Consider the following 16,120-nt stretch of genomic DNA (forward strand, 5'->3'; position numbering starts at 1 on the left):
ATGACCTATTATCAAGTTCATGATCGATCATCTGGAACATGAGATAGCCGGCCCCGTGCTCATCGTCGGCGGGTATGGAACCGTGGGCACCGCTTTGACACGGCTTGCCGCTCCCCTGTGGCCCCTGGTGTTGACGGGCCGGAACCCTGAACGTGGCAGCCACCTCGGCAGTGAAAACGTAGTCGTCCGCACATGGGACCTGAATGATCCGGCTCCGTTCACTGCCAAAGTCAGGGCTGTGATCAGCGTGGTCAACGATCCCGAGGACCGCGTCCTCCGGGCCGCGGTCACTGCCGGAATTCCCTACGTGGACGTCACGCGATGGACTACCCGCCTCACCCGCGCTGTTGCGCTGGCGAGCCTCCTCAACCCGAGCGCGCCCGTACTCCTGAGTTCCGGATGGATGGGTGGCGTCACCAATCTTGTGGCGGCGGCACTTGCCAAGGAAGTCGGTGGTGCGCGTGAGATCGATGTTGCGATCCGCTACGACGTCAACGACCAAGCCGGTGTGGACTCCGTTGATTTCGTCGACAGGCTCGGCCTGGATTTCGAAGCCCGCAAAGGCGGGCGTCCCGTGGTCGTGAGTCCTCTAAGCGACACCCGCTGGGTGGACATCGCCGGCCACCGTACAAGGGTCGCGCGCCTGGACACGCCCGAACAGTTCACGCTTCCGCTGACCCTCGGCGCGGAGACGGTGGCCACGCGCATCGGCTTCAGTTCAAATACGTCCACGACGGCGTTGCTCGCCGCGAAGGCCATCGGACTGTTTCGCTGGGGTAGTGGCGAGCGGTGGACGGCCGCGAGGCGATCTTTGCTCTACTCTCCGGGCGAAGGCGGAACGGCGCACATCAGGGTAGACGTCAAGGGCCGGAATGGTGAGCGGACTGCTGTCATATCGGACCCGCAAGGCCAGGCCCACCTCACCGCCCTGGGAGGATTCATAGGCCTTCAGGCTGTCCTGAATCCCGCCGCCCGGGCCGGTGTAACTTTCCCGGAGACCATGCCGGAACCTTCGGAAGCATTGGGGAATTTGGCCCGGAACGGTGTGACAATATTGACCTCATGACCGAAAGCAAGGGCGCCCTGAGAAAGGCTGCGCTCCTTGACGCCGCTGAAGAAGTGCTGGTCACCCGGGGCAACGCCAACGCCGCAATGCGGGATTTCGCCGCCGCGGCGGGTGTCCGGATCGGGCACCTTCAGCACTATTTCCCCACCAGAGCTGACCTCATCCGTGCCGTCCTCGAACGTACCCTGGACCGCTCATTGGCGCGGCTCAGCGAAATGTCCGGAATCGACGTCGGACCCGGCGCGGGGGAGCGGCTCGCGCGGGAGGAATCGGCGCGTGTTTTCTCCGCCCTGCTCCAAGAGCACTCTGATCCGGCCGGCATCAATATGCACCTTGAGATCTGGGCGCTGGCGTCAAGCGATGAACAGGCGGCCGTTGCCCTGAGGGCCTTCTACGTACTGTACGCGGAGCATGTCCGTGACCTCGTGCGCCGTGCCAGGCCGGAATTGGGCGGATCGCAACAGGCCGGCATCGCCAACGCGATCGTGAGCCTCTTTGAAGGCGCAGCCGTGATGCGCTCGGACATCGCCGGGCTCCGGACGGACGACGCGGACCGGGCGCTGATCCGCACGGCCCAATGGCTGATCCACGATAGCTCCTAGCAGCTCAGCGAGCCTTTAAGGACTTTGCCGGTCCAGGCGTTGTTGGAGCCGGGAACCTTGTAGTACCCGCGGATTTCGTAGCTCCAGGTTCCGATGACCTCATAGCCCGAGGTGTAGCTCTTTCCGGCCGCTTTACTGAGATCGCCGGTGAATTCGAGGTTGCCGGACCGGTCAAAGATCTTGACCTCGTGGTAGTTGGCGTTGGCCACGGTGCTGAAGGTATTCACCGTGACGGTGGCGCGGATGCCGAACTGGCAGCTCATGGTGACGTTTGCAGCGGCAGGTGCCGCGAGGCTCGCGGCCGAGAACTGCGGCGTGGCCCGCTCGGTGTCGGTGAAGGCGGCGAATGCCGCTGTTGGTGCTGCTATCAGGCCAAGAACGACGACGGCGACGATCACCAAGGTGCGTAGGAAGCTGTTCGGCTTTGTCATGGTGATCATCTCCTTGTCTTGTCCTGGTTTGTTGGAATGGGGTCTTTCGCCGGGACTGATCGGGCTGGGGTAGTGAATCCGATCAGGCCCGGCGAAGCTTTTGGTGTTACTTGACGGTTTCGGTGCGCTGGGTGCCGGTGAAGGAGAAGGCGATGGTGGAGGTGGCGCCTTGGAAGGTGTCGCCGGCGGTGGTGGGGAACGCGGTGGTGACTTTGAGGTTGTCGGTTTTGGCCGAGGTCAGGGAGGTCAGGTTGTTCAGGACTTTGTTCGCGGTGATGACCGGGGCTGCGGCCATGACGGTGGTTTTGGTTCCCGCGCAGGTGTAGGGGGCTGCGGCTCCGGTCCAGGCAACACTGCAGTTTTCGATGGTCAGTTGCAGGCCGTTGGTGGTGTCGGTGGTGAGCAGGGATCCGGTGGCGCCGGCGGAGGTGGTCAGGGTGACGTTGTTCAGGTCCGAGTTGCCGCTGTTGGCCAGGGTGACGAGCTTTTCGACTTTGTCTCCGGGCAGCAGGCCCGCGACCGGGACGTTGAGGGTGTTGTTCGCTCCGGTGCCCAGGGCGATGGTGACGGTGCCTGCGGTGACGGCTTGGGAGGCGGAGGTCGAGGAGGTGAAGGCGCCGTAGGTGCCCATCCCGGCGACGGCGGCTGCGGTGCCGACCAGTGCGACGGAAGCGAGGATCTTGCCGGAGGTGGTCTTGAGGCTGATGGCCATGGGAATCAGTGTCCTTTCAGTGGGCCACCCGTCCGGGCCGGCCGTTGCTCTTTCCAGCCTGTCTGGCTGATGAGGACTACTCTGCCGGGCCAGAATCAAGAACAAATCATGCAAACCCGCAACAGTTCCTCAGGAAAACCTCAAGACTCCCGCAGTGGCCAAGTACCTGTTCCAAACCGAGCAGTTTCGGAGAAGCTCACGCTGCCATTGACCCGTAGCGTGGGGATATACGCAAGAAATCCAGCAGAGAAGAGGGGCCTGCCATGGCTGACACCGGAACAACTGACAAAACCAAGTCCTACGACGGGTTCACCGAAGAAGAACGCGCCGCAATGAAGGAACGCGCGCAGGAGTTGAAGAAGGCACCCCGCAAGAAGGCGTCCAAGGAGGACGGCGAAGCCGACGTACTGGCCAAGATCGCCGAAATGCCTGAAACGGACAAGGTCATGGCCCAGCGGCTCCACGCGATCGTCAAGGAGCACGCGCCGGACCTCACCCCCAAGACCTGGTACGGAATGCCGGCCTACGCCAGGAATGGGAAGAACATCGTTTTCTTCCAGAGCTCACACAAGTTCAAGGCCCGCTACGCCACGCTCGGCTTCGAGGAGAACGCCAACCTCGACGACGGTGCCATGTGGCCCACGTCCTTCGCCCTCACCGAAATCACGCCTGAGATTGAAGCGAGGATCGTGGAACTCATCAAGCGCGCCGTCGCCTGAAGCCCCCGGAACACACGACGGCGGGGGGGGGGCCCCCCCCCCCCCCCCCCCCCCCGCGTATAAAAATAAAAAACTAAATACAGGGGGGGAGGGGTCGCCCACCCAGGCGACCAGCCGCCGTCGTTATCCATTCAAAGACGTCAGTACGTGGGGTCAGGGTTCGGGTGCGGAGGCACCGGTCCGGGATCGGGAACCGGCAAGGGGCCAGGCGCCGGATTCGGGTCCGGAATGGGACTCGGCGGGAACGGCGTTGTGGGGTCCGGCGGTGGCTGGACGGGACCGGGTTCTGGTGGAAACGGCTCAGGTTCGTGGTGTGGAGGAAGGGTCATCGTCTCTCCTTTATGAACAGAGATCTATGAATCCAAAGGCTGGTAGTTTGCAGCCTACTCCCCGCTCCGGGCGGGCTACAGAGGACAGCACCTCCGCTTGGGAGCCATCCGTATTACCCTGCAGAAATGGAATCCATCGCGCTCCTGTTCGTCATTGGCGTGCTGCTGGTTATTGGCGGCAGCTGGATCGCCCCGCGCATCGGAGTTGCGGCGCCGATCATCCTTGTTCTGGTGGGGATCGGCTGCAGCATCATTCCCGGCCAAGAGCCCCTGGAGATCGAGCCGGAGTGGATCCTCGCGGTGGTCCTGCCACCCATCCTCTATGCCGCGGCGGTCAACGTTCCGATCACCGACTTCAAGCGCAATTTCCGGGCTATCAGCGGGCTGTCAGTCACGCTGGTGGCGCTGTCCGCCGTCGCGGTTGGATTCCTGCTCACGTGGCTGATCCCAGGCCTGCCCCTCGCTGCCGGCATAGCACTGGGCGCTGTTGTCTCACCACCTGACGCGGTTGCCGCCACCTCCATCGGTAAACGCCTGGGTCTTCCGTCCCGGCTGGTCACAGTGCTGGAGGGAGAGGGGCTGCTCAACGATGCAACAGCCCTTGTCATCATGCGCGCCGCCATTGCGGCAATAGGCGGAACCGTCACGTTGGGAAGCGTTGCCGGCGGATTCGTCCTGGCGGTGGCACTCGGCGTCGGCATTGGGTTGGTAGTGGGCGTTGCGACGGTCTGGGCGCGCGGACGCATCGGCCAGCCCACCCTGACCACAGCGATCTCCTTCGTTGTCCCGTTCTTGGCGTTCCTCCCGGCGGAAGCTGTGCATGCGTCCGGTGTCCTGGCAGTTGTCGTGGCGGGACTGGTCACCGGCTTCAAATCGGCCCGGCACCTCACCGCCCAGGACCGGATCAGCGAGAGGATGAACTGGCGCACCATCCAACTCCTGCTGGAGAACGGCGTTTTCCTGGTGATGGGGTACCAGATGACCCGGGTTATCGAGGGGGTCGAAAAGGACCACCTCAGCGTGTGGGGTGCTGTGGGCGTCGGGCTACTCGTCGTGGTGGCATTGCTGGTCATCCGCGGGGTGTTCATGGTGCCGTTGATCTTCTCCCTCCGACGGCAGCAACGCAGGGCTACCCGGATGATTGCCCGCGCGGATGACGCCCTCATCCGGATCGAGGAAGTTGAAAAGAGCGGAAACGCAGACGCCCGGCGCACGGACCTCGCCCGGCGCCACCTCGACAAGCGACGTGCCGACTGGCAGATGCTGTCCCGGGACGGCCTTGGCTGGCGGGGCGGTGCTGTCCTCACGTGGTCCGGCATGCGAGGCGTAGTCACGCTTGCCGCCGCCCAGTCGTTGCCGTTGGATGTGCCGTTCCGATCAGAGCTGATCCTGATCGCCTTCACCGTTGCCGTTGTCACCCTGCTGCTGCACGGGATGACGCTGCCGCTGGTGATCAGGCTGCTCGGGGTGCGCGCCGACGATCGCGACGCACTCCAAGTCGAAATCAGTGAACTCGTGGAACAGATCGTCGCAGCGGGCGCCCAGCAGCTTTCCTCGCCTGAACTGACAACCCCGGAGGGGAAGCCATACTCGGCCAAGTTGATTGCCGAAACCACCAGCAATCGGCGGCGACTTGCGGATGCCTACACCGCGCAGTTCGCCGCCGTGCAGAACGAAGAACAACTACAGCGCGGGGCCCTGTTCCGCATCATGATCGATGCTGAGCAAGCCGCGCTGCTGGATGCGCGCGCCAGCGGCCGGTACTCCTCGCACACGCTCGAACTTGGCCAGATGGTCATCGACGCTGACGCCGCACGGATGGCGCAGCGGGGCATCGTCGGGTAGGCCGCGCTACTTTCGATGGCTCAACGACGTCGAAGCAGCCAGGCGGTGGTCAGGTGAACGGCGCCCAGCACGAAGGCAGCGATGGCTACTGCCGAATTTCCTGCCAGGATGCTGATCGGCACATCGGCGAATTGGACCGCCGCAGCGCCCAGCAACACAACCGGCAGCGGACCAGGCCTGCGGGAGGCGATTGCCTTGATCGCCAAGATCAGCACGGCCAGGGCGATGACCACGGCACGCACTGCAAAGTAGCCCGCGGCCGCCCGTCCTTCCGCGTCTGCCCCGGCAATAACCTCCATGGCTGAAATGACACCGCCAACCCCGGCGAGTGCGGCCATCGTCCCGTTCACTGCCGCAAGAACCGAGTCCCGCAGGCGCCAGACGCCATCACTGTGGGACACGGCCGGCGTCATTTTGCCTGAGTTAGTCACGAGCTAAGTATGGCTTCCGGATAGCATGACTCCGAAGCCAGATACATCTGATGTTTCAACACCCGAGCCCATCACGCCCAACCGATCACGCCCAACCGCCAGGAGTGCCGCTGTGACCCACCTTGTCCCTACCGCCGCCCAGCTCCGCTGGCAGCAGCTCGAGTTCGGCGTGTTCATCCACTTTGGCATCAACACTTTCGCGGGCAAGGAATGGAGCGATGGAACGCTTCCGGCTGCCGGTTTCAATCCGACAGAGCTCGACGCCGGCAGCTGGGTCCGCGTGGCCAAGGACGCGGGTGCCAGGTACTTGGTCCTCACCGCCAAGCATCACGACGGCTTCTGTCTGTGGCCCACGGCCACCACTGGGTACTCAGTGGCCTCCTCGCCATGGCGCGGCGGTCAAGGGGACGTGGTGCGGGAAGTGGCGGAAGCCTGCCAGGAACAGGGGATCGGCCTGGGGCTCTACCTGTCACCCTGGGACCGGAATGCAGAGTGCTACAGCGACCCTGTTGCCTACGACGACTTCTATGTTCAGCAACTCACTGAGCTCTGCACTGGCTATGGGCCGCTCATGGAACTGTGGTTCGACGGCGCTGGCTCAGTGGGCCGCGAATACAACTGGGACCGGATCATCGCCGTGGTCAGGGAACACCAGCCCGACGCCATGATCTTCAACATGGGCCAGCCCACCATCCGCTGGGTGGGCAACGAGAACGGACTGGCCTCGGATCCCGTTAACTACGTGGTGGACCGGACAGCCGACACCCAATACACCGATTCGAACTCGCAGCTCGGGTACGCGGGATACCTGCCGCCTGAGTGCGATGTTTCCCTTCGCCGCGGCTGGTTCTGGCATCCGGACGACCAGCCGAAGACCACAGAACATCTGCTGGCCATCTACTATCGCTCGGTCGGAATGGGCGCCAACCTCCTCCTGAATCTTCCGCCGGACACCAGGGGCCTCATTCCCGATGAAGACCAAGCGATCCTCCTTGAATGGAAGGCCGAGTTGGACGCCCGGCTTTCGGGCGAGATGGAGGCCAGGGTCGAACATCACGACGGCGGAGCCACCTTGACCTTCCCGGCTGAGGTCACGTTCAATCACCTGGAACTTGTGGAGGACTTGAGTTCGGGGCAGCGGATTACGCGCTACGCCGTCTCCACTGATGAGGGGGCCCTCGTTGAGGGCATGACGGTGGGCAACAGGCGACTCCACCAATTCCCCGTTGTCACCGCCAAGAGGTTGCACGTGAAACTATCCGGCATCGGCGGCAGGTTGAGTTCTGCCCGCGTCTTTACCGGGGCGCTGGAAGCCAGTGTGCCGGTTATTCCCGCGGGCTACGAAGCGCCGACGGACGCGCCTGACTAGTTCTTCAGGCCCTGCGGGCTCTCCCGGTTTTCACATACGGTCTTTTTCCACATAGGGCGGTTGCGGGCTGATGCTGCTGCGTGCTGGCTGGAAGAGTTGAGTCATGGAGCAGATTCGAGGCGGGCAGACGGGCGCAGTGGTTGCGCCGGCAGTCGCCACGCGTGCTCGTGGCTCCGCGGCTCGGTCGGGTGGCTCCGTGGCCCTCTCCGGTGGCTCGGCGCCCCGGGTGTCTGATCTCCTCGCACTCTTGGGCGCCGTCCGTCTTGGTGCCGGGAGCGGCGAGCTGATCGATCAGATCCGTGGGCTGGAAGACTTGAAGTCCGCCATCACCGGGTTGCAGGCGCGTGCCGCGGTGGCCTTCGAACTGGCGCAGCGCGGCGAGCAGGAGGCGGCCGGTGTGCCCGCTTCTGAGCAGGGCCAGGGTGTCGGGGCGCAGGTGGCGTTGGCCCGGCGGGAGTCCCCGAACCGGGGATCACGGTTGCTTGGACTCGCGAAGGCGTTGGTGACGGAGATGCCGCGCACCATGGCCGCGTTGGAGTCGGGCCAGCTCAATGAGTGGCGCGCCACCCTACTGGTGAAAGAGACCGCCTGCCTGTCTGTGGAAGACCGGTCTGCCGTGGACGAGGAACTCGCCGCCGATACCGGGACGTTCGAGGGGAAGGGTGACCGGGCCATCATCGCCGCCGCGAAAGCTGCGGCGTATCGCCGGGATCCGCGCTCGGTGGCCCAGCGTGCCAGTCACGCCGCGGGCGAGCGGACGGTGAGCCTGCGCCCGGCCCCTGACACCATGACCTATCTGACCGCCCTGCTGCCCGTCGCCCAGGGTGTGGCCGCCTACGCCGCCCTTACCCGGGCCGCAGACTCCGCCCGTTCCAGCGGGGATTCTCGGACCCGAGGCCAGGTCATGGCCGACACCCTGGTGGAGCGACTCGCCGGAACCCCGGGCGGTGTCAGCGGGATCAACCTCGACCTGGTCATGACCGACCGAACCCTGTTCCAGGGCGACAGCGAACCAGCCCGCCTCAAAGGCTACGGAATCGTCCCGTCGGAATGGGCCAGGACCCTTGTTGGCACGGGAAGAACTGCCTCGAACGAGGCCCGCACCAAACGGCAGAAACCCGATAGCGGCCCTCAGACCATGACCAGGCATGCCCCCAGCGCTACCCACCCGTCCGCAACAGGCAAAGGTCCCACCCTAGAGCAGGATGATCAGTTCAAAGTGTGGCTCCGCCGCCTCTACACCGCACCGGCCACCGGTGAGCTGTTGACCATGGACTCCAAAGCAAGGCTCTTCCCACCACGGCTCAGACGTTTCATCGAAACCCGGGACGATACCTGCCGCACGCCTTACTGCGACGCGCCGATCAGGCACATCGACCACGTCGTGCCCTGGCACGCAGGCGGAACCACCACGGTGGCCAACGGCGCCGGACTCTGCGAAGCCTGCAACCACACCAAAGAAAAGCCCGGCTGGACCGCCAAAACCACGCCCGCGGACGTCCATACCCTCGAAATCAGCACACCCACCGGACACAGCTACCAATCGAAATCGCCGCTACTGCCGGGGCATCGGCCCTCCAGAACATAGCCCTCCAGAACACAGTCATGCGACGCTGAATCACGCCCGGGACGGTGACCTTCAAAAAATTCTCAAAAAAGTTTGTACCCCGCGTAACCCTTTGGCGTCCTCCGACGATTACCTCTTTGAAAGGGCCGAGCTGGAATTTGTCCCCCATCATGTTCCAGCTCGGCTCTTCCTTTTTGTCCTGATGAGTTTTTGAACTGACATGCCAGGCTGTCCTTGGGACGACACGGCAGAGCAGATACCCTAGGTGGGTTGCCCGTCGAGCAAAGGCGGATGACCTGGTTCAAGCCCCGGACCTGCTGCCGATCGAAAGTCTCTTCTGTGACCGACGCATTGACCGATGAAGCGCTCCACGCACTCAAGGGCAATAACGCCGATCTGTTCAGCGCCGTGTACCAGGCGTACGCTGGCCCGGTTCTCGGCTACTTGGCGGCCAAAGGTGTGTCAGATCCGGAGGCCATCACCCAGGACGTGTTCCTCGCTGTCCTGCCTCGGCTGGAGACCATCAGCGGCGGGGTCAGCGGCCTCCGGACGTTCGTGTTCTCGGTGGCGCATGCCCGCATGGTGGATGAGCATCGGAAACAGAGCCGGACACCCGAACACCACGAGTTCGAGCCTGATCGCGATACCCGCGAGTCGGGGTCTGCCGAGTCGGAGGCAATGGGGCTCCTGGCGCCACATGAAGTCATGAAGCTTCTGGACTATCTGGGTGATGACCAGAGGGAGGTCCTGACACTCAGGATCGTCGCGGGCCTGACGGTGGAACAGGTGGCCAGCATTATGGGGAAAAGCGCCGGTGCGGTGAAGCAGCTGCAACGGCGGGCCCTAATGACGCTCCGTGAGCATTCGGCAGTAAAGGAATATGTGTCGCCATGACATGCAGGGATAGTGAACGCGAAGCGATCGTGGACGAGCTTTTGCTCGACGCCGATCTCCTCAGCGCGCCCGACGTCCGGCAGACGCTCCTCTCATTGGGTTCCTACGCGCACATGACTGCGCCTGCCCCGAACGCAGAATTGGCGGCCATGCTGGCCGGCCCGCACGATGAGGTCACCAAGCGCCGCTGGCGGCACAAGCACCGCACTGCGGTAGTCAGCGTGGCTGTTGTGGCAGCTATGGGCCTGGGTGTGAGCGGCGTTGCTGCAGCGAGTTCCGGGTTCACCCGCACGCCGACTTTCATCGATGAACTGCTGGGTAATTTCGCTCCCCAATGGTCCGCGGCCCCTCCGGTGTTGCCCGCGCCGGACGCCCCGAAAATCAGCACCGAACCGGCACCAGTGGTTGACCCCGCCGCAGTTCCGCCTACAGCCCAGCCGCTTGCGAGCGAAGAGGCCACAACACCCGTCCTACCTGGGGCTCCCGCTCAGGATTCAGCACCCGCGGCGGCCCCGGATGCCGGGAAAGCTCCGGCCACCGGAAACGGCCCGGATGCCGGAAAATCTCCGGCTGCCGGTAACGGCCCGGACGCTGCGCCGCAAGCGGTGGTTGTTCCTCCTGCAGCAGCCCCTAACGGCGCCTCGAATGGTGCTGCCCAGGGCAAGCCAGCCAATCCCACTCCGGAGCGCCCTGCAACGGTCAAGCCAAAGCCGGAGCCCACCGCACCTGCAGCAGATTCAAAGCCTGGCGCCGACATCAAGAAGCCTGGCCAGACCTTCCCCTCCTTGGCAGAGAAGAAGTCCGAGAAGGAACTGCAGTCTTTCCTGGACAGGCTCAAGCAGTGGATGAAGCGCGGGGACCGCTAGGCGAGGACTTGCCGCTTGGAGGAAATCACGCCGGTGTCGAAGCCGGCGAGATGGAGTCCGCCGTGGAAACGGGCGTGCTCGATCTTCACGCATCGGTCCATCACCACGTTGAGGCCCGCGGTCTCAGCGTCCCGGGCAACCTCTTCATGCCACGAACCAAGCTGCAGCCACAGTGTTTTGGCACCGGAAGCAACGGCTTCATCCAGGACTCCGGGGAGGTCGTCGTGCTTGCGGAAGACGTCCACGATGTCCGGGGACTCGGGCAAATCCGCCAGCGAAGCGTAGGTTGGCTGGCCCAGGATTTCCTTGACCACGGGGTTCACGAAGTACACCTTGTAGCGAGTGGACGACTGCAGGTATGTGGCCACGAAGTAGCTGGCGCGGGACGGCTTGTCCGAGGCGCCAACGATTGCGATGGACTTTGCCTGGCGTAGGAGAGCGAGGCGTTCGGGTGCCGTTGGGCCTTCCCACGTGCGTTCTGCGGTGCTCATGCTCGTCCTCCTGCTGCCGGAGCGCCCACAGTGCAGGCTTCCACCGGTTCTCCTTCGAGCAACACGGCGGACTGTGCCTCCGTCAGCGCCTGGTCGAGGTCCCAGAGGATGTCCTCCAGGTCTTCCAGGCCTACGGAAATGCGGACCAGGTCCTCCGGCACGCCGGCCGACTCAAGCTGTGAGGCGCTGAGCTGCTGATGTGTGGTGGAACCCGGGTGAATGACGAGGGTCCGCGAATCACCCACATTGGCCAGATGGGACGCCAGCTGCAGCGACTCGATGAACTTCTGCCCAGCTGCACGCCCGCCGGCTACTCCAAACGAGAACACCGAACCCGGCCCCTTGGACAGGTACTTCCGTGCGCGTTCGAAGTGCGGGTGGGACGGCAAACCGGAGTAGTTCACGTACGCAACGCGGGGATCGGCGTCGAGCCATTCCGCCACGGCCTGTGCGTTCTTCAGGTGCTCATCCAGGCGCTGGGGGAGTGTCTCAACACCCTGCAGCAGCTGGAAAGCGGACAGCGGAGAGAGTGCCGGACCGATGTCGCGCAGGTGTTCACAGCGCAGCTTGGTAAGGAAGCCGTACTCGCCAAAGTTGCCCCACCAGGACACGTTCCCGTAGGAGGGGACGGGTTCGGTCATCATGGGGAACTTGCCGTTGCCCCAGTTGAACCGGCCGCTCTCCACGATCACGCCGCCAAGGGTGGTGCCATGGCCGCCGAGGAACTTGGTGGCTGAGTGGATCACGATGTCGGCGCCGTGCTCGAACGGCCGCACCAGGTAAGGCGTGCTCAGGGTGGCATCGACCACCAGGGGGATACCGGCGTCGTGGGCTACCGCAGCCAGCCCCGCGAGATCCTGGACTTCCGACGACGGGTTGGCCACCACCTCGACGAACAGCGCCTTGGTGTTCTCCTGGATGGCTGCGGCGTAGTCGGCCGGGTCGGTTCCGGGCACGAAGGTGGTGTCCACGCCGAAGCGGCGCAGCGAGACATCCAGCTGCGTGACCGTGCCGCCGTAAAGCTGGGACGCCGCCACGATGTGGTCACCGGACTGGGTCAGCGCGGCGAATGTGATGAACTCGGCGGCCATGCCCGACGACGTCGCTACCGCCCCGATGCCGCCTTCGAGGGACGCGATGCGTTCCTCGAATGCCGCGACTGTGGGGTTGCCGATGCGGGAGTAGATGTTGCCGTACTTCTGCAGTGCGAAGAGGTTGGCGGCGTCGTTGGTGTCTTTGAACACGAAGGATGTGGTCTGGTAGATCGGCACCGCACGGGCGCCATGCTCGGCGTCGGGGGTGCCGCCGGCGTGCAAGGCGCGGGTGCGGAAACCGAAAGTGCGATCAGCCATTAGACGGCCACCGACTCGGCAACAGGTGTGGAGGAGAGGTCCAGCTCGGTGCCGTTCTTGCGGGCCAGGTCTGCCTCGAGTTCGCGGACGATCGGGAGGATGTCCTGGCCGAACGCGGCGACTTCTTCCTGGAAGTGCAGGTAGCCGGTGAGGAACAGGTTCACGCCGATCTTCTTGTACTCCACGATGCGCTCGGCGATCTGCTCCGGAGTTCCAATCAGCTGGGTCTTGAAACCGTCGTTGTACTGGATCAGGTCCTCGAACGTGGAGTCGGCCCACATGCCCTTGCCGTCCTTGGTGGACGGTCCGGCTTCCTGCACGGCGTCGCGGAAGCCCTGGACGGCGGGCTTGTGTGCCTTCTCGACGATTTCGCGCAGGGTATCGCGGGCTTCCTTCTCGGAGTCGCGGGCAATGACGAAGCCGTTCAGCCCAAAGCGCGGGGCAGCAAGTGCGCCTTCAGTGCCGCGGTTCGTTTCGCCGGACGCAGCAACAACCCCGGCGATGTTCTCCTTGAAGCCCTCAAGGTCCTTGCCGTTGGAGAAGTACCAGTCGGCCACGCGGCCAGCGGTGGCCTGTGCCGCCGTCGAGTTTCCACCGAAGAAGATTTCCGGATGCGGGCGGCCGGGCACGTCAACGGGCGCCGGGTTCAGCGTGAAGTCGGTGATGTTGTAGTACTTGCCGTCCTGGCTGTAACCCTGCTCGGTCCACAGGCCGCGGAGCACCTTGATGAATTCCTCGGTGCGGACGTAGCGTTCGTCGTGCTCCAGCCATTCGAGGCCGAAGTTGGTGAACTCGCTCTTGAGCCAGCCGGAGACGATGTTGACCGCGGCGCGGCCGTTGGAGATGTGGTCTGCCGTGATGATGTACTTCGCCAACACGCCAGGGTGCCACATGCCCGGGTGGACGGCGGCGATGACCTTGAGGCGCTCGGTGGCAGCAAGGAGCGCGAGGCTGAAGGACGTTGCCTCGTGCTGCTTGTCCGCGCCGTAGGAGGCGGCGTAGCGGGTCTGGGTGAGTGCGTATTCGAAGCCGGAGTTTTCCGCGATCTGCGCGAGCTTCTTGTTGTAGTCGAAATCCCAGCCGGTGCGCTGCTCGATGGTGGACACCACCAGGCCGCCGGAGACGTTGGGCACCCAATAGGCAAACTTGAGCGGTTCGGAGAGCCGTGCGACGTTGCTGATCTCGGTCATGAATGTTCCTTTACTAAGGCCCGCTCGCGCAGGACGTCCTGGATGCCGGCAATTGCCGGTTCGTTTTGGAGTGAGGTGGTGTCGCCCAGGGCGGTTCCCTCAAAAAGTTGGGTCAGCAGCCGGCGCATGATCTTGCCACTGCGGGTCTTGGGTACGTCAGCCACTACGACGACGTCGCGCGGCTTGGCGATGGGGCCGATCTCCTTGGCAACGTGGTTGCGCAGGTTGTTGGTCACTTGCGTGGGAGTGTCGCCCTTCGCGGCACCACCCGTGTCACCGCGAAGGACGACGAACGCGACCACGGCGTGCCCGGTGGTGGGATCGGCCACGGGACAGACTCCGGCCTCCACCACGTCCGGATGGGAGACCAGGGCGGACTCGATCTCGATGGTGGACAGCAAATGGCCTGAGACATTGAGGGTGTCGTCCACCCGCCCAAGGATCCAGATGTCGCCGTCGGAATCGTATTTGGCGCCGTCACCGGCAAGGAACCAGCCCTGCTCGGCGTACTGGCTCCAATAGGAGTCGAAGTAACGGCGCGGGTTGCCCCACACGGTGCGGGCAATGGCCGGTCCGGGCCGGTCCACAACGATGAAGCCCTGCACACCGGGTTCCGAAAGAGCGCCGGACTCGTCCACCACACGCGTGCTCACGCCGGGGAGCGGCCGTGCGGCGCAACCTGGCTTGAACTCGGTATCGGTCGGAGCGGGCGACATGATGGTGGCGCCGGTTTCAGACTGCCACCATGTATCCACCACCGGAGCGGTGCCGCCGCCGAGGTTCTCGCGCAGCCAGCGCCAGGCTTCGGGGTTCACGGCTTCGCCCACTGTGCCCAAAAGACGGATGGAGGAAAAGTCGTAGCTGTCCGGAACGCCGTCGGGGAACCAGCCCATGAGGGAGCGGACCAACGTGGGTGCGGTGTAGTACTGGGTGACCTTGTAGCGCTCGATGATCTCGAAGTGCCGGCCCGGATGCGGGGTGTTGGGTGTGCCCTCGAAGATCACCTGCGTGACGCCGTTGGAGAGCGGTCCGTAGATCTCGTAGGTGTGGGCGGTGACCCAGGCGAGGTCAGCGGTGCACCAGTGAACGTCTGATTCCCGCAACGACGGGTCCGGGTTACTGAACAGGTACTCGAAACTCCACGAAGCTTGCGTGAGGTAGCCGCCCGTGGTGTGGACCAGCCCCTTCGGCTTACCAGTGGTCCCGGAGGTGTACATGATGAACAGGGGAGTCTCGGCGTCGAAGGCCTCCGGATGGTGTACGTCCGAGGCAGTTTCCACCACATCGTGCCACCAGACGTCGCGGCCTTCCTTCATGGGGACGGCAGCAAGGTCCTCGGCGGGAGTGGTCCGGTTGATCACCAGTACTCGCTCGATGGCGTTGTCACCCGAGACGGCGGCGTCCGCGTTCTCCTTGACGGGCACAGCTGCCCCGCGACGGAACTGTCCGTCCGTGGTGACCAGGAGTTTCGCTTGGGTATCTTCCACCCTGAAACGCAACGCTTCGGCGGAGAACCCTCCGAAAACCAGCGAGTGGATCGCGCCGATGCGGGCCACAGCAAGCGTGACAATGACGGTCTCGGGAATGACTGGAAGATAGATGACCACGCGGTCGCCCTTGGTGATACCCAGTGAAAGCAGCGCGTTGGCAGCTTTGGAGACTTCGCGCTGCAATTCTGCGTAGCTGATCGCGCGGCGGTCACCGGGCTCACCTTCGAAATACAGGGCCACTTTGTCACCCCTTCCGGCAAGCACATGCCGGTCCACGCAGTTGTACGCAACGTTCAGCTTGCCGCCGTCGAACCATCTAATGTCCGGCCCGCGGCCCGCTTCCACATCGGTGGGTGTCCAGCTGTGGGCTGTGTGCCACGGCTCGGCCCAGTGCAGGCGGCGGGCTTGCTGTTCCCAAAAGCCAACGGCTGAGCCGTTCTCATCAAAACCGCTGTGACGCGCCCGCTCGCTGAAATCAGCGCCGTGCACAGCGCTGTCCGTGGGCTCGATCGAGGACCATCCCGAAGAGCCCTGAAGGGAGCCGGGCGCGTCAAGCAGCCCTGCTTCAGAGGCCGTCGCGTCCGAAGTGGTGTGTGAAATTTGTGGTGCGGGTACGGCAGATGGCATACAGAATCTCCATGCCTGGAAATTACAGGCGCAGTGCGGACAGAGGGATGGTCGCCCTTTGTATCGCTGGGATGGTCGCTACCAACTAAAGCGGACCGTTCATTTGACTCAAAATCAGGCGGTCGTCATGCGTAATATT

Annotated in this window: 16 protein-coding genes; 8 read left to right on the top strand and 8 right to left on the bottom strand. The window is 63.9% G+C overall.

What is annotated here, in order from left to right; genetic code table 11:
• The first annotated feature begins 19 nt into the window (after window positions 1-19).
• Together ACFRJ9_RS00395 and ACFRJ9_RS00400 are read left to right on the top strand one after the other, a co-directional pair.
• Window positions 20-1,066, top strand: a complete 1,047-nt coding sequence (locus tag ACFRJ9_RS00395) for a saccharopine dehydrogenase family protein (RefSeq protein WP_377663250.1) — start codon at window positions 20-22, stop codon at window positions 1,064-1,066.
• Window positions 1,063-1,668: a TetR family transcriptional regulator gene (locus ACFRJ9_RS00400; RefSeq protein ID WP_377663251.1), complete on the top strand. Its 606-nt coding sequence runs from the start codon at window positions 1,063-1,065 to the stop codon at window positions 1,666-1,668. The genes ACFRJ9_RS00395 and ACFRJ9_RS00400 overlap by 4 nt, the downstream gene beginning before the upstream one ends.
• Here the strand turns inward: ACFRJ9_RS00400 and ACFRJ9_RS00405 are convergent.
• Together ACFRJ9_RS00405 and ACFRJ9_RS00410 are read right to left on the bottom strand one after the other, a co-directional pair.
• Window positions 1,665-2,099 (bottom strand): SipW-dependent-type signal peptide-containing protein, encoded by a 435-nt coding sequence (locus ACFRJ9_RS00405; RefSeq protein ID WP_377663252.1) that lies wholly within the window; start codon window positions 2,097-2,099, stop codon window positions 1,665-1,667. The two genes, ACFRJ9_RS00400 and ACFRJ9_RS00405, sit on opposite strands and share 4 nt — an antisense overlap.
• A gap of 106 nt (window positions 2,100-2,205) precedes the next feature.
• A complete protein-coding gene (locus tag ACFRJ9_RS00410) occupies window positions 2,206-2,811 on the bottom strand; it encodes a TasA family protein (RefSeq protein ID WP_377663253.1) in 606 nt (201 codons plus the stop codon).
• A 263-nt stretch (window positions 2,812-3,074) separates the two neighbouring features.
• Between ACFRJ9_RS00410 and ACFRJ9_RS00415 the strand changes: the two genes are divergently transcribed.
• The gene (locus ACFRJ9_RS00415) at window positions 3,075-3,530 is read left to right on the top strand and encodes an iron chaperone (protein WP_377663254.1); all 456 of its coding nucleotides are present in this window, start codon (window positions 3,075-3,077) and stop codon (window positions 3,528-3,530) included.
• A 140-nt stretch (window positions 3,531-3,670) separates the two neighbouring features.
• Here ACFRJ9_RS00415 and ACFRJ9_RS00420 read toward each other — a convergent pair whose 3' ends face one another.
• Complete coding sequence (locus ACFRJ9_RS00420; protein WP_377663255.1) at window positions 3,671-3,859, bottom strand: hypothetical protein; 189 nt, start codon at window positions 3,857-3,859, stop codon at window positions 3,671-3,673.
• A gap of 126 nt (window positions 3,860-3,985) precedes the next feature.
• Here ACFRJ9_RS00420 and ACFRJ9_RS00425 point away from each other — a divergent pair, with 126 nt between their 5' ends.
• Window positions 3,986-5,704 carry a cation:proton antiporter gene (locus ACFRJ9_RS00425; RefSeq protein WP_377663256.1) on the top strand — a complete coding sequence of 573 codons (1,719 nt, stop codon included), beginning with the start codon at window positions 3,986-3,988 and terminating at the stop codon, window positions 5,702-5,704.
• Window positions 5,705-5,724: 20 nt separating this feature from the next.
• Here the strand turns inward: ACFRJ9_RS00425 and ACFRJ9_RS00430 are convergent, their stop codons facing one another.
• Window positions 5,725-6,135: a hypothetical protein gene (locus tag ACFRJ9_RS00430; RefSeq protein ID WP_377663257.1), complete on the bottom strand. Its 411-nt coding sequence runs from the start codon at window positions 6,133-6,135 to the stop codon at window positions 5,725-5,727.
• A 112-nt stretch (window positions 6,136-6,247) separates the two neighbouring features.
• Between ACFRJ9_RS00430 and ACFRJ9_RS00435 the strand changes: the two genes are divergently transcribed.
• The 4 genes from ACFRJ9_RS00435 to ACFRJ9_RS00450 all read left to right on the top strand — a co-directional run bounded on the left by ACFRJ9_RS00435 (window position 6,248) and on the right by ACFRJ9_RS00450 (window position 10,831).
• Window positions 6,248-7,504, top strand: coding sequence for an alpha-L-fucosidase (locus ACFRJ9_RS00435; RefSeq protein WP_377663258.1), 1,257 nt, complete (start codon window positions 6,248-6,250; stop codon window positions 7,502-7,504).
• 103 nt (window positions 7,505-7,607) lie between these two features.
• Window positions 7,608-9,092: an HNH endonuclease gene (locus ACFRJ9_RS00440; protein ID WP_377663259.1), complete on the top strand. Its 1,485-nt coding sequence runs from the start codon at window positions 7,608-7,610 to the stop codon at window positions 9,090-9,092.
• Between the two features lie 318 nt (window positions 9,093-9,410).
• Entirely contained in the window at window positions 9,411-9,965 is a 555-nt protein-coding gene (locus tag ACFRJ9_RS00445) for an RNA polymerase sigma factor (protein WP_377663260.1), read from the top strand.
• Window positions 9,962-10,831: a hypothetical protein gene (locus ACFRJ9_RS00450; protein ID WP_377663261.1), complete on the top strand. Its 870-nt coding sequence runs from the start codon at window positions 9,962-9,964 to the stop codon at window positions 10,829-10,831. The genes ACFRJ9_RS00445 and ACFRJ9_RS00450 overlap by 4 nt, the downstream gene beginning before the upstream one ends.
• On the opposite strand, the gene ACFRJ9_RS00455 is transcribed toward ACFRJ9_RS00450, so the two are convergent.
• From ACFRJ9_RS00455 to acs, 4 genes are read right to left on the bottom strand one after another with little or no spacing between them, the layout of a single operon-like run.
• A complete protein-coding gene (locus tag ACFRJ9_RS00455; RefSeq protein WP_377663262.1) occupies window positions 10,828-11,322 on the bottom strand; it encodes a CoA-binding protein in 495 nt (164 codons plus the stop codon). The two genes, ACFRJ9_RS00450 and ACFRJ9_RS00455, sit on opposite strands and share 4 nt — an antisense overlap.
• A complete protein-coding gene (locus ACFRJ9_RS00460) occupies window positions 11,319-12,674 on the bottom strand; it encodes an O-acetylhomoserine aminocarboxypropyltransferase/cysteine synthase family protein (protein ID WP_377663263.1) in 1,356 nt (451 codons plus the stop codon). Before ACFRJ9_RS00460 ends, ACFRJ9_RS00455 begins: the two co-directional genes overlap by 4 nt.
• Window positions 12,674-13,864, bottom strand: a complete 1,191-nt coding sequence (gene sfnG, locus ACFRJ9_RS00465; protein ID WP_377663264.1) for a dimethylsulfone monooxygenase SfnG — start codon at window positions 13,862-13,864, stop codon at window positions 12,674-12,676. The genes ACFRJ9_RS00460 and sfnG overlap by 1 nt, the downstream gene beginning before the upstream one ends.
• Window positions 13,861-15,981: an acetate--CoA ligase gene (gene acs / locus ACFRJ9_RS00470; RefSeq protein ID WP_377663265.1), complete on the bottom strand. Its 2,121-nt coding sequence runs from the start codon at window positions 15,979-15,981 to the stop codon at window positions 13,861-13,863. Before acs ends, sfnG begins: the two co-directional genes overlap by 4 nt.
• Window positions 15,982-16,120: the final 139 nt, after the last annotated feature.

Source organism: Paenarthrobacter sp. NPDC056912 (assembly GCF_042786555.1).
Taxonomy (GTDB): domain Bacteria; phylum Actinomycetota; class Actinomycetes; order Actinomycetales; family Micrococcaceae; genus Arthrobacter.

Excerpts from the sequence above, each read along its gene's own strand:
- ACFRJ9_RS00450 (WP_377663261.1), top strand. The coding sequence starts at position 9,962 with ATGACATGCAGGGATAGTGAACGCGAAGCGATCGTGGACGAGCTTTTG.
- ACFRJ9_RS00405 (WP_377663252.1), bottom strand. The coding sequence starts at position 2,099 with ATGACAAAGCCGAACAGCTTCCTACGCACCTTGGTGATCGTCGCCGTC.
- ACFRJ9_RS00415 (WP_377663254.1), top strand. The coding sequence starts at position 3,075 with ATGGCTGACACCGGAACAACTGACAAAACCAAGTCCTACGACGGGTTC.
- acs (WP_377663265.1), bottom strand. The coding sequence starts at position 15,981 with ATGCCATCTGCCGTACCCGCACCACAAATTTCACACACCACTTCGGAC.
- ACFRJ9_RS00410 (WP_377663253.1), bottom strand. The coding sequence starts at position 2,811 with ATGGCCATCAGCCTCAAGACCACCTCCGGCAAGATCCTCGCTTCCGTC.
- ACFRJ9_RS00420 (WP_377663255.1), bottom strand. The coding sequence starts at position 3,859 with ATGACCCTTCCTCCACACCACGAACCTGAGCCGTTTCCACCAGAACCC.
- ACFRJ9_RS00400 (WP_377663251.1), top strand. The coding sequence starts at position 1,063 with ATGACCGAAAGCAAGGGCGCCCTGAGAAAGGCTGCGCTCCTTGACGCC.
- ACFRJ9_RS00425 (WP_377663256.1), top strand. The coding sequence starts at position 3,986 with ATGGAATCCATCGCGCTCCTGTTCGTCATTGGCGTGCTGCTGGTTATT.
- ACFRJ9_RS00455 (WP_377663262.1), bottom strand. The coding sequence starts at position 11,322 with ATGAGCACCGCAGAACGCACGTGGGAAGGCCCAACGGCACCCGAACGC.
- ACFRJ9_RS00440 (WP_377663259.1), top strand. The coding sequence starts at position 7,608 with ATGGAGCAGATTCGAGGCGGGCAGACGGGCGCAGTGGTTGCGCCGGCA.
- ACFRJ9_RS00460 (WP_377663263.1), bottom strand. The coding sequence starts at position 12,674 with ATGGCTGATCGCACTTTCGGTTTCCGCACCCGCGCCTTGCACGCCGGC.
- ACFRJ9_RS00395 (WP_377663250.1), top strand. The coding sequence starts at position 20 with ATGATCGATCATCTGGAACATGAGATAGCCGGCCCCGTGCTCATCGTC.
- sfnG (WP_377663264.1), bottom strand. The coding sequence starts at position 13,864 with ATGACCGAGATCAGCAACGTCGCACGGCTCTCCGAACCGCTCAAGTTT.